The following is a 15300-nucleotide window of genomic DNA, read 5'->3' as shown; positions in this document are numbered from 1 at the left end:
TCGGGAGCCCGTCCATGCTGCGCATCAGCCAAGAAGCACTCACTTTCGACGACGTCCTGCTCATCCCCGGTTATTCCGAGGTGTTGCCCAAGGACGTCAGCCTGAAGACCCGCCTGACCCGCGGCATCGAACTGAACATCCCGCTGCTGTCCGCTGCCATGGACACCGTCACCGAAGCGCGCCTGGCCATCGCCATGGCCCAGGAAGGCGGCATCGGCATCATCCACAAGAACATGACCATCGAGCAGCAGGCTGCCGAAGTGCGCAAGGTCAAGAAGTTCGAAGCCGGTGTGGTCAAGGACCCGATCACCATCGAGGCCGATGCCACCGTGCGCGACCTGTTCGAGCTGACCCGCCTGCACAACATCTCTGGTGTGCCGGTGCTGTCCAACGGCGACCTGGTGGGCATCGTCACCTCCCGCGACGTACGCTTCGAGAACCGTCTGGACGCTAAAGTGCGTGACGTGATGACGCCGAAAGAACGCCTGGTCACGGTCAAGGAAGGCGCCGCCAAGGAAACCGTGCGCGAGCTGCTGCACAAGCATCGCATCGAGAAGGTGCTGATCGTCGATGACGCCTTCACCCTCAAGGGCATGATGACCGTCAAGGACATCGAGAAAGCCAAGGCCTACCCGCTGGCGAGCAAGGATGATCAGGGTCGTCTGCGCGTTGGTGCTGCCGTCGGCACCGGTGCCGATACCGGTGATCGCGTAGGCGCTCTGGTCAATGCCGGTGTCGACGTGATCATCGTCGACACCGCCCACGGCCACTCCAAGGGCGTGATCGACCGCGTGCGCTGGGTCAAGCAGAACTTCCCGGAAGTCCAGGTGATCGGTGGCAACATCGCCACGGGCGCAGCTGCCAAGGCGCTGGTCGAAGCCGGCGCCGATGGCGTCAAGGTCGGCATCGGTCCAGGTTCCATCTGCACCACCCGTATCGTGGCCGGCGTCGGTGTGCCGCAGATCAGCGCCGTGGCCAATGTGGCTGCAGCACTGGCCGGCACTGGCGTACCGCTGATCGCCGATGGTGGCATCCGCTTCTCCGGCGACCTGTCCAAGGCCATCGTCGCTGGCGCGTCCGCCGTGATGATCGGCTCCATGCTGGCGGGTACCGAAGAAGCGCCGGGCGAAGTCGAGCTGTTCCAGGGTCGCTCCTACAAGGCTTACCGTGGCATGGGCTCGCTGGGCGCCATGGCGCAGGCACAGGGCTCGAGCGACCGTTACTTCCAGGACTCCTCGGCCGGTGCCGAGAAGCTGGTGCCGGAAGGTATCGAAGGTCGCGTTCCCTACAAGGGCGCGATGAGTGCCATCGTTCACCAGCTGATGGGTGGCCTGCGTGCCTCCATGGGCTATACCGGCTGCGCCACCGTCGAGGAAATGCGCACCAAGCCTGAGTTCGTGCGCATCACTGGCGCCGGTATGGCCGAGTCGCATGTCCACGACGTGCAGATCACCAAGGAAGCCCCGAACTACCGGGTCGGCTGAAAAATCGATTTGACGCTGCTGCGCCTGAGCATGCAGCGTTGGAGAAAAACTCGAGATGCTCATTTGCTTCAGCAAACTCCGCTCTCTCGTTTTTCTGCGCCTTGCCAGTTCGTCGCTCGCGACGCGGCAAATCGATTTTTACAATGTATGAATAACGGGGCTGTTCGATCAGCCCCGTGTCATTTGTGAATACCTACGAGAGACGGCCATGGCCCACGACATTCACGCCCACCGCATCCTCATTCTGGACTTCGGTTCCCAGTACACCCAACTGATCGCCCGCCGCGTGCGCGAGATCGGCGTCTATTGCGAGCTGCACCCCTGGGACATGAGCGACGAGGACATCCGCGCCTTCGCTCCGCGCGGCATCATCCTCGCCGGTGGCCCGGAGTCGGTGCACGAAGCAGGTAGCCCGCGCGCACCGCAAGCGGTGTTCGACCTGAACGTGCCGGTGCTGGGCATCTGCTACGGCATGCAGACCATGGCCGAGCAGCTTGGCGGCAAGGTGGAAGGTTCCGACCTGCGTGAATTCGGCTACGCCCGTGTCGACGTGGTCGGCAAGAGCCAGCTGCTGGCCGGCATCGAAGACCATGTCGACGCCGACGGTGTGCTCGGTCTCGACGTGTGGATGAGCCACGGCGACAAGGTCACCCGTCTGCCGGAAGGCTTCCACATCCTCGCCAGCACCCCGAGCTGCCCGATCGCCGCCATGTGCGACGACACTCGCCACTACTACGGCGTGCAGTTCCACCCGGAAGTGACTCACACCAAGCAGGGCGGTCGCATCCTGTCGCGCTTCGTGCTGGAAGTCAGCGGCTGCGAAGCCCTGTGGACCCCGGCCAACATCGTCGAAGACGCCATCGCTGCGGTACGCGCCCAGGTCGGCGACGCCAACGTGCTGCTCGGCCTGTCCGGCGGTGTCGACTCCTCCGTGGTCGCCGCCCTGCTGCACAAGGCCATTGGCGATCAACTGACCTGCGTGTTCGTCGACAACGGTCTGCTGCGTCTGCACGAAGGCGACCAGGTCATGGCCATGTTCGCCGAGAACATGGGCGTCAAGGTGATCCGTGCCGATGCCGAAGAGCAGTTCCTCGGCAACCTGGCCGGTGAGTCCGACCCGGAGAAGAAGCGCAAGATCATCGGTCGCACCTTCATCGACGTGTTCGATGCACAGGCCAGCAAGCTGGACAACATCCAGTTCCTTGCCCAGGGCACCATCTACCCGGACGTGATCGAGTCGGCTGGCGCCAAGAGCGGCAAGGCCCACGTGATCAAGAGCCACCACAACGTCGGTGGCCTGCCGGAGGAAATGAACCTCAAGCTGGTCGAACCGCTGCGTGAACTGTTCAAGGACGAAGTGCGCAAGATCGGTCTGGAACTGGGCCTGCCCTACGACATGGTCTACCGCCACCCGTTCCCGGGTCCGGGCCTGGGCGTGCGCATCCTCGGTGAAGTGAAGAAGGAATACGCCGACATCCTGCGCCGTGCCGACCACATCTTCATCGAAGAACTGCGCAAGGCCGACTGGTACCACAAGACCAGTCAGGCATTCGTGGTGTTCCAGCCGGTGAAATCGGTTGGTGTCGTCGGTGATGGCCGCCGCTACGCCTGGGTCGTCGCCCTGCGCGCGGTGGAAACCGTCGACTTCATGACCGCTCGCTGGGCGCACCTGCCTTACGAGCTGCTGGAGACCGTCAGCGGCCGCATCATCAACGAAATCGAAGGCATCTCCCGTGTCACCTACGACGTGTCGAGCAAGCCGCCAGCGACCATCGAGTGGGAATGATGCCCCTCCGCGCGTAGCTTCTGCGTGACGAAACCCCGGCCCTGGTCCGGGGTTTTGTTTTTAGGCCTTGTGTGGCGTGCTTTCTGTCGCCTGCGGAAAGCCTTGGCTAGGTTGGGTTTTCATTTCCTTGAAAAGGACGCGTCCATGCCCTGCGACTCGCTACCTGCCTGGTGTTCGTGCACTTTGCTGACGGCGCTGCCGTTGTTCCTGGCGCCCTGCGCTCCGATCAAGCAATTGAGGTGGGGCGCGCCTGGTGCATAACTGGCTCAATATCAAGAGATATGAGTAAATCTATATGTAAGTCATTATCGTTTTGATCTGTGTTTTCTGCTATGTTTGCCGCCGCCAACCAGGCGGCATCGCCACCATAGAAAGATGACAGGGCAGGCCGCCGACACGCTTCTTAACCGATAAGGACCATGAGCATGACCGATAGTAAGAACGGGGTTCTCGATACACGAGCGCCCTGGCGGCGCGTTACCAGCGTTGCTCTGTTTTGCACGCCGCTGGTGGCTGCGCCTCTATACGTTCAGGCGCAAGAGGCAAGCGCAGTCGCAGAGGATGAACCCTTCCGCCTCGCGCCGATTATCGTCAACGCCAAGGCCTCGGCAGGTGATGATGCCAGCTCGGTCGTCGCTCAGGAGCTCTGGGTCGGCGGCAAGGTCGCTACCAGTATCCTCAATACCCCGGCTTCGGTTTCCGTGGTGACCCAGAAGGAAATCGAGCAGCGCAGCGTCAACACCACAGAAGAACTCCTGCAGTACACGCCAGGCGTGATCACCGACTTCTACGGCAGCGATGACCGCAACGACTACTTCAAGATTCGTGGCTTCCAGGCGACCACCTACCGCGACGGTTTGACACTGAGCTCCATGCGCGGTGTTCGCGAAGACCCGTTCGCCTTCGAGCGCGTTGAAATTCTGCGGGGCGCCAACTCCACGCTGTTTGGCGCGGCCGACCCGGGTGGTTCGGTGAACTTCGTGACCAAGAAGCCGCGCTTCGAGCAGTTCGGCCAGGTCTATGGCACCTACGGTTCCTTCAACCACAAGGAAACCGGCATCGACGTTGGCGATGTGCTTAATGCGGATAAGACCCTGGCTTATCGTTTCACCGGCAAGTTCCAGGACAGTGATCGTGAGTATGATCACTCTCAGGACGACAATCAGCTCCTCATGGGCGGGCTGACCTGGGCGCCGACGGCCTATACCTCGGCAACGCTTGTCGTGGATCACCTCAAGACCAAGAGCACCCCCAACAGTGGCGGTTACCCGACAGACAGGGAATATGACCGCGATGAGTTCTTCGGTGAGCCGGGCTACAACTTCCACGATGTGGAACGCACCAATATCAGTGGTAGTTTCAGTCACGATTTTGACAACGGTTTCATCCTGCGCAGCAACCTGCGGTACAGCGAGCTGACGGATGATTTTGCTTACCTGTACCTGAGCGGCACAGGAGCAGGAACGCTGCGCGATCGTGATGCTTTTGGTACCGATACCGATGCCGAGCAGGTCAACGGTAATCTGATGCTGCAGTACGATGCCCGTCTCGGAAATATCGATAGCAGCACCATGGTGGGAGTCGAGTACGGTGATTCCACGACCGACGCCAGCTCTATCTACGCCAGAGCAACGCCCATTGATATTGCCAACCCGGTCTACAGCGGTGCTCCAGGCGGACTGTCGCCCTACCTTGTTCAGCGCCGGGATTACACCACCAAGTCGGTATTCCTGCAGCAGAACCTGTCGTTCTACGACCGCGTTATCGTGACTGCGGGCGTGCGCAACGATTCGATGGATCTGACTGAAGCCGACAAGCTCACCTCAACCAAAACCTCGGATAGTTTTTCTGAAACGTCTTACCGTGGCGCATTGACCTACATCGTCAGTGACGAGGTTTCGACCTATGTCAGCATGGTGGAATCCGTGTCTCCGCCGGAAATCGGCGTTACTCCGAAGCGGGGCAAGCAGTATGAAGTAGGCGCGAAGTATTCACCGGCAGGCATGAATGCGCTCTTCTCTGCCGCCATCTATGACCTGACTCAGGAAAATGTCTCCATTGCCGTTGTCGTGCCTGGCGCTGGTATTCAGCGGCAGACGGTGGGTGAGACGAGGGTGCGAGGTCTGGATCTGGAGGCCAAGGCCGAGCTGACCGAGCACCTGAGCCTGGTCGGCGGTTACTCCTACATGGCGTCGGATGTACTTCGCGGCTCGCTGCGAGATGGCACGTCTCTCAAGGGCAATGAATTTGAAGTCACGCCACGGCATAGCGCTTCACTCTGGGGCTACTACAGTGTGCCGGGCACGAAGGTGAGCGTAGGTCTGGGGGCTCGTTACATTGGTGAATACTATTTTGCCGCCGCCAACACCGATAAGAGCGATGCCGCAACAGTGTTCGACGCCGCCTTCACCTACAACATCGTCAAGGGCACGGATCTGGCTCTGAACGTCAGCAATCTGCTGGATGAGCAGCACGTGGTCGGCTCCGGTACGGCTGACTACTACAACCCGGGCCGTGAGGTTACCGCCAAGCTGAGCTACAGCTGGTAAGTCGGCCCAGGCGCCTGGACGGGGTCAGTAGCCATTGGTTGACATTGGCTTCAGGGCTCAATGAAGAAACCGGCTTCGGCCGGTTTTTTCATGGCTGCATGCTTTCAGTGTGGCAGCAGAGACAGCGTGACGGTGAGTGCGAACAGGCTCAGGCTCAGTAAGCTGATCAGCAGCAGGCGTCTGTCATTCTGAATCTGGCTGGTGAGTATCGCCTTGCGCAGGCGCCAGTCGCAGGCAATCGTGACCCAGCGTTTTTCCAGCAGCTGGCGCCAATCTTCATCGCTTAGCCAGCAGGCGATGTGGTGTGCCGGTAAATCCAGCGCAGGGAACAACTCCTCGCACGTCAACGGGCCCAGGGATACCTGAAAGCGCTGACCGTGACGCTCGCAATCGAGTTCAAGGCGGATTTGCGGGCGGGTATCCTGGACGTGAATGTCTTCAGGATCAGGTGTGAATACTTCGTAGGACGTGATTTGCGCCGTGCCTGGACGCAACAAGGCTCTGCGGATTTTTTCCCAGAGCAGTCGCATAAGTTTGTAAGAGGCCCAGGCGGAAAAGGCGAAAAGCAGCAGGCTGATCAGCCATAGTAGGCCGCCGAGCACGATGAATAGCACTATCACGCTCAGAACCCTGTAAGCAGTGTCGGCGCGGCTTCCCAGATGAGGTAGCCCATGATCATCAGCATGATTGCGGCGAAGGGCGAAGCGGCGCTTGGGGCTTCGGGGGAGGCATCGGCCGGGTTCGCTTTGGGAACGTATAGGAGAAAGGTTCCTTCCTGCTGGTTGAGCTCGACATGCTCTTGGTTGAGCACGAGATGCTCCACTTCGTAGGTGTGTTGTTCGTACTCGTAACGCAGGCGATAGACGGGCTTGAGGCTGACCATTGTGTTTTTGCCAACGCTGATGCGTGCGTTGACGAGCTTTTGATCGATGATCGCCGCTTTTACGATGTCGTGTGGGCGGCTCAGTCGGTAGCAGTCAGTCCAGATCATTTCCCCAAACGCAGCCATGAGCCCGATCCACATGAGCAGGAGCATGGGGGTTATCGCCACCATCATGATTGCCAAGGGGGCGTCGAAGAAGAAACTGTCCATGTTCTGGTGAGCGTTCCTGTGAAGTGCCCAGCGATTCTATACCGATCGGCGGTTTCCTATCTGGGCGGTATCTCGCACCTGGTGCCGCGGCAATTTGTCTTGCCGGGGCGCTCGTCTGGTCATCCATGAAAATGAGAAGATACCGCAATTGAGTATGCCCGCAGATTGCCGAGGATGAAGATGTCGTTTACCCGCAGACAAGTACTCGCCGGGCTTGCTGGCCTGGGTGTTGCCGGCTTCGGCGCTGGCGGTGTGCGTTACTGGTTGGGGCGCCCGGAGAACGTGGCGAGCCATGACTACGAGCTGATCGCCGCGCCGCTGGATCTTGAACTGGTGCCGGGGCATGTGACGCCGGCCTGGGCCTACGGCGGGCAGGCGCCCGGGTTCGAGTTGCGCTGCCGCCAGGGCGAGCGCTTGCGGGTGCGCTTCATCAACAAGCTGGAGCAGCAGAGCACCATCCACTGGCATGGCATCCGCTTGCCACTGGAGATGGACGGCGTGCCCTACGTTTCCCAGGCGCCGGTGCTGCCGGGCGAGTACTTCGATTACGACTTCATCTGCCACGACGCTGGCAGCTTCTGGTACCACCCGCATACCACCAGTGCCGAGCAGCTGGGGCGTGGTCTGGTCGGGCCGCTGATCGTCGAGGAGCGCGAGCCTACCGGCTTCCGCCATGAGCGCACGCTGAGCCTGAAGACCTGGCACATCGACGAGCAGGGCGCCTTCACCGACTTTCTGGTACCGCGCCAGGCGGCGCGCGAAGGCACGCGTGGGCGCTTGACCACCATCAATGGCGAGCCCAACCCGACCCTCGAGCTGCCGGAAGGGCAGGTGGTGCGCCTGCGCCTGATCAATGTCGACAGCACCATCACCTATCGCCTCAACCTGCCGGGTGGCGAAGCGCGTATTTATGCACTGGACGGTAATCCGGTCGCGCCGCGGCCGCTGGGCAAGGAGTACTGGCTGGGGCCAGGCATGCGTATCGATCTGGCGCTCAAGGTTCCCGCTGCTGGAGAGGAATTGTCCCTGCGTAACGGGCCGCTGCGCCTGGCAACGCTGAAGGGCATCGCCAGTAGCGAAGCCGCCGGGGATTGGCCGCCGGCGTTGCCGGCCAACCCGATCGCCGAGCCTGACCTGTCACGTGCCGAGACATTGCGCTTCAACTTCGAGTGGGCGGCCGCGCTGGCCTCGCCGGCCGACGAGGCCGCCGGTCGCTACAAATACTGGCAGATCAACGGCCAGGCCTGGGACATCAACGACAAGACCTGCGCCGATCGCCCGATCGCGACGCTGAAGAAGGATGGTCACTACATCTTCGTGCTGCGCAACATGGCGCAGTATCAGCATCCGATTCACCTGCACGGCATGACCTTCAAGGTGCTGGGCTCGGATCGACGCAAGATCCTTCCCTACTTCACCGACACCTACCTGCTGGGCAAGAACGAGACGGCGCGCATCGCCTTCGTTGCCGATAATCCCGGCGTGTGGATGTTCCACTGCCACGTCATCGACCATATGGAAACGGGGCTGATGGCGGCCATCGAAGTGGTGTAGGGTAGGCGCCGTTTTCAGGTCCGCCTCGCAGAGCGGTCACCCTACGGATTGATGCAATGAAACGACCGCAGATCATCGATCGCTCGCGTGACGAGCATTTCATGCGCCTGGCGCTGGCGCAGGCATGCCTGGGCGCGGAGCTGGGCGAGGTGCCGGTCGGCGCCGTGCTGGTGCAGGATGGCGAGGTGGTCGGGCAGGGCTTCAACTGCCCGATTCTGCGTCACGACCCCAGTGCCCACGCCGAGATGGTGGCGATCCGCGCGGCGGCGCAAAGCGTGCAGAACTATCGGCTGCCGGGCAGCACCCTGTATGTCACGCTGGAACCCTGCAGCATGTGCGCCGGCCTGATCGTGCATGCGCGCATCGCCCGGGTGGTGTTCGCCGCCAGCGAGCCGCGCGCGGGGGTGGCGATCAGCCAGGGGCAGTTCTTCGACCAGGGCTTTCTCAACCACCGCGTGCGGGTGGAGGGTGGCTTGCTGGCCGAGGAGAGCGGGGCGCTGCTGAAAGAGTTCTTCAAGGCTCGGCGAGGCTGAGCGTCATCAAAGGGAATGAGCATGAACAGATGGATGTTGAGTGTGCTGGCGCTCCTGGCTGCGCCGGCGCTCGCTGAGCCGTCAGAGGTGTATCTGGTCGCCAGCGTGCAGCTGGGCGGCTCCAATCTGGCGCAGAGCATTTTCCTCCACGAGCCGCAGATCGCCACGCTTGAAGCGTGCCAGGAGGCCGTGCGCGTCGGTCAGCGTGATCGCGATTGGCAGCGCTATCACCACATCTTCATGCGTGATCGCTTTCAGGGCTTTACCGGCCATCTGGACTATCGCTGCGTGTTCAGCGCTCAGCGTTTCAGTGCCTGGAACGACCGCGCGCGTTACGCCCATCCCTATCTGATCAGCATCGACGCGCAGGCCAATCTGCGGGTCGAGCGGATGGCGAGCCAGGCGCAGTGCGCGACTCGCCTCAAAAGCCTGCCGCAGGCTCGGCAGTCGATCAGTCGCTGTGCGGTGGGGAGTCAGAGCTTGCTCTGACTGCTCAGAGCGGCGGGGTCTCTTCTTCGGGCTTGCGCTTGTCGATACCGGGCAGGTGGGTGCCGCTCTCGGCCACTTGCGTGCCTTCCAGCTGCGGCTGAGTTACCCAGGTGAGAATGTCGTAGTAACGACGGATGTTGCGCACGAAGTGCACCGGCTCGCCGCCGCGGGCATAGCCGTAGCGGGTCTTGCTGTACCACTGCTTTTGCGCCAGGCGCGGCAGGATCTTCTGCACGTCGGCCCACTTGTTCGGGTCCAGTCCTTCGGCTTCGGTCAACTTTCGCGCATCTTCCAGGTGGCCGCCACCGACGTTGTAGGCGGCCAGGGCGAACCAGGTGCGATCCGGCTCGACGATACCTTCCGGCAGTTGCTGGTGAACCTGGATGAAGTAGCGGGCACCGCCGTCGATGCTCTGTTTGGGGTCGAGGCGGTTGGAGACGCCGACCGACTGGGCGGTGCGCTGAGTGAGCATCATCAGGCCGCGCACGCCGGTCTTGGAGGTGGCGTTGGGTTGCCACAGCGACTCCTGATAGCCCATGGCGGCCAGCAGGCGCCAGTCAACCTGATTGGCGTGGCCGGCCTGGCGAAACATCTTTTCGTAGCGCGGCAGGCGTTTTTGCAGGTGCTGGGCGAAGGTGTAGGCGCCGACGTAGCCGAGTACGTCGACGTGGCCGTAGTAGCGCTCCTTCAGGCGTTGCAGGGTGCCGTTGGCCTCGGAGCGCTTGAGGAAGGCGTCGATCTCCTGCAGCAGGCTGTCATCCTCGCCAGCGGCTACCGCCCAACGCATGGTGTTGGTGTCGCCGAGGTCGAAGGCCACGCGTACGTTGGGGAAGTACACCTGGTTCATCGCCAGCTCGTTGGAGTCGACCAGGGTCAGGTCGATCTGTCCTTCGTCGACCATGCGCAGCAGGTCGACCACTTCTACTGCGTCGGATACCTCGAACTCCAGCTCCGGTTGTTCCAGCTTGAGGGCGGCCAGCTGTTCGGCGTGGCTACTGCCGGCCAGCACCAGGATGCGCTTGCCGACCAGGTCCGCAGGTTTGGTCGGGCGGTTCTCGCCCTGGCGATAGATGACCTGTGGCGTGACTTCCAGGTAGGGAATCGAGAAGCGTGCCTGGCGCTGGCGCTGTGGCGTGTCCACCAGGCCGGCGGCAGCCATTACCGGGCCGTTGGCGAGGTCAAGGCTGGAAAACAGAGTGTCGAGGTTGTCTGCGGTTTCGATCTTCAGTTCGAGGCCGAGATCGCTGGCGAAGCGCTTGGCCAGTTCATATTCGAAACCGGTGGCGCCGTTGCGGTCCTGGAAGTAGGTGGCGGGGCTGTTGCGAGTGACCACGCGCAGCTCACCCTCCGCCTTTGCCTGCTCGAGTACGCTGGGCTTGGGGTCTTCGCCGCAGCCAGCAAGCATCAGGAGGGTTCCAATCGCCAACAGCCCTGTGGCGCAACGCATGCGTATCGCAGGTCGTGCAAACATCGGCGCAGTATACGCAAAGCGCAGGCGGTGCCATATCTCGACAGCGCTTCGCTTCTCTGCTAGTGAGCGTTCGTCCTTTAAGCACCTGGCTACAGGTGCCGCAGGCCAACGCTTTAGGGTAGAATGCCGGGCCTCCAGCACACCCCTTCCCAGAGGCTGTTCCGACGATGTTGATTCTGCGCGGCGCTCCCGCCCTTTCCGCTTTCCGCCATGGCAAATTGCTCGAGCAACTGACCAGCAAGGTGCCGGCCGTGACCGGGCTGTACGCCGAGTTCGCGCATTTCGCCGACGTCACTGGCGTGCTCAACGCCGATGAGGAACAAGTGCTGGCGCGGCTGCTCAAGTACGGCCCGAGCGTGCCGGTGCAGGAACCCAGCGGCAAACTCTTTCTGACCATCCCGCGTTTCGGCACCATCTCGCCCTGGTCGAGCAAGGCCAGCGACATCGCCCGTAACTGTGGCCTGGCCAAGATCCAGCGGCTTGAGCGCGGTATCGCCTATTACATCAGCGGCGAGCTGAGCGAGGCCGACAGTGCTGCCGTCGCCGCACTGCTGCATGACCGCATGACTCAGCTCGTTCTGAATGCGCTGGAAGACGCCGCTGCGCTGTTCAGCCACGCCCAGCCCAAGCCGCTGACCGCCGTGGACGTACTCGGTGGCGGTCGCGCCGCGCTGGAGCAGGCCAATCAGGACCTGGGCCTGGCCCTGGCCGAGGACGAAATCGACTACCTGGTGAAGAGCTTCAATGACCTGAGGCGCAATCCGCACGACATCGAGCTGATGATGTTCGCCCAGGCCAACTCCGAGCACTGCCGCCACAAGATCTTCAATGCCAGCTGGGACATCGACGGCGAGAGCCAGGACAAGTCGCTGTTTGGCATGATCAAGAACACCTACCAGATGCACAACGAAGGCGTGCTGAGTGCCTACAAGGACAACGCCTCGGTCATCAAAGGCCACACCGCCGGGCGCTTCTTCCCCAACCCTGAGACCCGCCAGTACGGCGCGGTGCAGGAGCCGGTGCACATCCTGATGAAGGTGGAGACGCACAACCACCCGACCGCCATCGCGCCGTTCCCGGGCGCTTCCACCGGCTCCGGTGGCGAGATCCGCGACGAAGGCGCGACCGGCCGTGGCGCCAAGCCCAAGGCCGGCCTGACCGGTTTCTCGGTCTCCAACCTGAACATCCCCGATTTCCTCCAGCCCTGGGAAAAGCCTTACGGCAAGCCCGAGCGCATCGTCAGCGCGCTGGACATCATGATCGAAGGCCCGCTGGGCGGCGCCGCGTTCAACAACGAATTCGGTCGTCCGGCACTCAACGGCTACTTCCGCACCTTCGAGCAGGCTGTCAGCAGCCCGCGTGGCGAAGAAGTGCGCGGCTACCACAAGCCGATCATGCTCGCCGGCGGCCTCGGTAACATCCGCGAGAACCACGTACAGAAGGGTGAGATTTCGGTCGGCGCCAAGCTGATCGTGCTCGGCGGCCCGGCCATGCTCATTGGCCTGGGTGGCGGCGCCGCCTCGTCGATGGCCACCGGTGCCAGCTCGGCCGATCTGGATTTCGCCTCGGTGCAGCGCGAAAACCCGGAAATGGAACGCCGCTGCCAGGAGGTCATCGACCGCTGCTGGCAGCTGGACGAGGCCAACCCGATCAAGTTCATCCACGACGTCGGCGCCGGCGGTATCTCCAATGCCCTGCCTGAGTTGATCAACGACGGCGGTCGCGGCGGTCGCTTCGAACTGCGCAACGTGCCCAACGACGAGCCGGGCATGGCTCCGCACGAGATCTGGTGCAATGAGTCGCAGGAGCGCTACGTGATGAGCGTGGACGCTGCTGACTTCGAGCGTTTCAAGGCCATCTGCGAGCGTGAGCGCTGCCCCTTCGCTGTAGTCGGCGAGGCCACCGCAGAGCCGCACCTGACCGTGACCGACAGCCACTTCAGCAACACCCCGGTGGACATGCCGCTGGAAGTGCTGCTGGGCAAGCCGCCGCGCATGCACCGCAGCGTCAGCCGTGAAGCCGAGCAGGGCGATGACTTCAGCGCCGCCAGCGTCGATATCGAAGAAGCGCTGGGTCGTGTGCTGCATCATCCGGCCGTGGCCAGCAAGAGTTTTTTGATCACCATTGGCGACCGCACCATCACCGGTCTGGTGGCGCGTGATCAGATGGTCGGCCCGTGGCAGGTGCCGGTGGCCGATTGTGCCGTCACCGCCACCAGCTTCGACGTCTATACCGGTGAAGCCATGGCCATGGGTGAGCGCACGCCGCTGGCGCTGCTCGACGCGCCGGCTTCCGGCCGCATGGCGGTGGGTGAGACCGTTACCAACCTGGCGGCTGCACGCATCGAGAAAATGTCCGACATCAAACTGTCGGCCAACTGGATGGCGGCTGCCGGCCACCCCGGCGAAGACGCCCGCCTGTACGATACCGTCAAGGCTGTCGGCATGGAGCTGTGCCCGGCGCTGGGCATCACCATTCCGGTGGGCAAGGACTCCATGTCCATGAAGACCCGCTGGCAGGACGAGGGCGTCGACAAGAGCGTGACCTCGCCGTTGTCGCTGGTGATCACCGGTTTCGCTCCGGTGCAGGACATCCGTCAGACCCTGACCCCGCAACTGCGCATGGACAAGGGCGAGACCGATCTGATTCTGATCGACCTCGGTCGCGGCCAGAACCGTATGGGTGCCTCGATCCTGGCGCAGGTTTATTCGCAGATCGGCCAGCAGGTGCCGGACCTCGACGACGCCGAAGACCTCAAGGCCTTCTTCGCCGTGATTCAGGGCCTCAATGCCGACGGCCATCTGCTGGCTTACCACGACCGTTCCGACGGTGGCCTGCTGACCACCGTGCTGGAAATGGCTTTCGCCGGTCATTGCGGTCTGTCGCTGAATCTCGACGCGCTGGCTGACGACAGCTCCGAGCTGCCTGCCGTGCTGTTCAACGAAGAGCTGGGTGCGGTGATCCAGGTGCGCCAGGACGCCACTCCGGAAGTGCTGGCGCAGTTCAGCGCCGCCGGTCTGGACGACTGCGTGGCCGTGATCGGTCAGCCCGTGAACAACGGCGAGGTCAGCATCAGCTTCAATGGCGAACCGGTGTTCGCTGGTGAGCGCCGTCTGCTGCAGCGTCAGTGGGCCGAGACCAGCTACCGCATCCAGCGTCTGCGTGATAACGCGCAGGGCGCGGATCAGGAGTTCGACCTGCTGCTGGAAGAAGACAACCCCGGCCTGTCGATCAAGCTTGGCTTCGACGTCAACCAGGACATCGCTGCGCCTTATATCAAGAAGGGCGTGCGTCCGCAGGTCGCTATCCTGCGTGAGCAGGGTGTCAACGGCCAGGTGGAAATGGCTGCCGCGTTCGACCGCGCCGGTTTCTCCGCCATCGACGTGCACATGAGCGACATCCTCGCCGGTCGCGTCAGCTTGGAAGAGTTCAAAGGCCTGGTTGCCTGCGGTGGCTTCTCCTATGGCGACGTGCTCGGCGCCGGTGAGGGCTGGGCCAAGTCGGTGCTGTTCAACGCCCGTGCTCGCGATGCCTTCCAGGGTTTCTTCGAGCGTCGTGACAGCTTCACCCTCGGGGTGTGCAACGGCTGCCAGATGATGAGCAACCTGCACGAGCTGATCCCTGGCACCGAGTTCTGGCCGCACTTCGTGCGCAACCGCTCCGAGCAGTTCGAAGCGCGCGTGGCCATGGTGCAGATTCAGGAGTCGGCGTCGATCTTCCTGCAGGGTATGGCGGGTTCGCGCATGCCGATCGCCATCGCCCACGGCGAAGGCCATGCCGAGTTCGAGAGCGAGGAAGCGCTGCTGGAGGCTGATCTGTCCGGCACCATTGCGCTGCGCTACGTCGACAACCATGGCAAGGTCACCGAGAGCTACCCGGCCAACCCCAACGGTTCGCCACGCGGCATCACCGGACTGACCAGCCGCGACGGCCGTGTGACCATCATGATGCCGCACCCGGAGCGGGTATTCCGCGCCGTGCAGAACTCCTGGCGCCCGGACGAGTGGCAGGAAGATGGCGGCTGGATGCGCATGTTCCGCAACGCCCGAGTATGGGTGGACTAAAAGCGGCCGCGTAGCGGCCTTCTGATGACCCTCTCCCATTGGGAGAGGGTGCCCGCAGGGCGGGAGAGGGAAAGCGGTCGCGCACCCGTCTTCTGATGACCCTCTCCCGCTTGCGGGAGAGGGTGCCCGCAGGGCGGGAGAGGGCAAAAGCGGTCGCGCTCCGATCCAGCTTGAGCTTGCAGGTATAACACCGGAGATATCGGTAGGACGTGAGAGGGGAGCAGGGTCCGTAGCCCGGATGCAATCCGGGAAAACGCCGTCGCACCTCGCCCCGGAT

General features: G+C 62.5%; 10 protein-coding genes. 7 read left to right on the top strand and 3 right to left on the bottom strand.

The features are described 5' to 3' along the window. Positions 1 to 14: 14 nt before the first annotated feature. The 3 genes from guaB to ACN0X6_RS11970 all read left to right on the top strand — a co-directional run bounded on the left by guaB (position 15) and on the right by ACN0X6_RS11970 (position 5819). A complete protein-coding gene (guaB, locus tag ACN0X6_RS11980; RefSeq protein ID WP_417704156.1) occupies positions 15 to 1484 on the top strand; it encodes an IMP dehydrogenase in 1470 nt (489 codons plus the stop codon). A gap of 208 nt (positions 1485 to 1692) precedes the next feature. Beyond that, on the top strand, positions 1693 to 3270 hold the full coding sequence (gene guaA, locus ACN0X6_RS11975; protein ID WP_192984790.1) for a glutamine-hydrolyzing GMP synthase: 1578 nt from the start codon (positions 1693 to 1695) through the stop codon (positions 3268 to 3270). Between the two features lie 425 nt (positions 3271 to 3695). Further along, positions 3696 to 5819, top strand: coding sequence for a TonB-dependent siderophore receptor (locus tag ACN0X6_RS11970; protein WP_417704154.1), 2124 nt, complete (start codon positions 3696 to 3698; stop codon positions 5817 to 5819). Between the two features lie 104 nt (positions 5820 to 5923). Here the strand turns inward: ACN0X6_RS11970 and ACN0X6_RS11965 are convergent, their stop codons facing one another. After that, positions 5924 to 6433, bottom strand: coding sequence for a hypothetical protein (locus ACN0X6_RS11965; protein ID WP_417704152.1), 510 nt, complete (start codon positions 6431 to 6433; stop codon positions 5924 to 5926). An 8-nt stretch (positions 6434 to 6441) separates the two neighbouring features. Further along, a complete protein-coding gene (locus ACN0X6_RS11960) occupies positions 6442 to 6912 on the bottom strand; it encodes a hypothetical protein (RefSeq protein WP_160016592.1) in 471 nt (156 codons plus the stop codon). A 180-nt stretch (positions 6913 to 7092) separates the two neighbouring features. Between ACN0X6_RS11960 and ACN0X6_RS11955 the strand changes: the two genes are divergently transcribed. The 3 genes from ACN0X6_RS11955 to ACN0X6_RS11945 are packed head-to-tail and all read left to right on the top strand — an operon-like array spanning position 7093 to position 9488. Further along, positions 7093 to 8466, top strand: coding sequence for a multicopper oxidase family protein (locus ACN0X6_RS11955; protein ID WP_417704150.1), 1374 nt, complete (start codon positions 7093 to 7095; stop codon positions 8464 to 8466). Positions 8467 to 8522: 56 nt separating this feature from the next. Further along, positions 8523 to 8999 carry a tRNA adenosine(34) deaminase TadA gene (gene tadA / locus ACN0X6_RS11950; RefSeq protein ID WP_417704148.1) on the top strand — a complete coding sequence of 159 codons (477 nt, stop codon included), beginning with the start codon at positions 8523 to 8525 and terminating at the stop codon, positions 8997 to 8999. A 33-nt stretch (positions 9000 to 9032) separates the two neighbouring features. Next, the gene (locus ACN0X6_RS11945) at positions 9033 to 9488 is read left to right on the top strand and encodes a hypothetical protein (protein ID WP_417704238.1); all 456 of its coding nucleotides are present in this window, start codon (positions 9033 to 9035) and stop codon (positions 9486 to 9488) included. Between the two features lie 4 nt (positions 9489 to 9492). Here ACN0X6_RS11945 and mltF read toward each other — a convergent pair whose 3' ends face one another. Beyond that, positions 9493 to 10959: a membrane-bound lytic murein transglycosylase MltF gene (gene mltF / locus ACN0X6_RS11940; RefSeq protein ID WP_417704146.1), complete on the bottom strand. Its 1467-nt coding sequence runs from the start codon at positions 10957 to 10959 to the stop codon at positions 9493 to 9495. A 167-nt stretch (positions 10960 to 11126) separates the two neighbouring features. Here mltF and purL point away from each other — a divergent pair, with 167 nt between their 5' ends. After that, positions 11127 to 15023 carry a phosphoribosylformylglycinamidine synthase gene (gene purL / locus ACN0X6_RS11935; protein ID WP_417704144.1) on the top strand — a complete coding sequence of 1299 codons (3897 nt, stop codon included), beginning with the start codon at positions 11127 to 11129 and terminating at the stop codon, positions 15021 to 15023. Positions 15024 to 15300: the final 277 nt, after the last annotated feature.

Origin of the sequence: Pseudomonas sp. (genome assembly GCF_048269965.1) — a bacterium.
Lineage (GTDB): Bacteria > Pseudomonadota > Gammaproteobacteria > Pseudomonadales > Pseudomonadaceae > Aquipseudomonas.
Note: the sequence above shows the minus strand (reverse complement) of the source record. Positions and strands in the feature narration are given on the sequence as shown.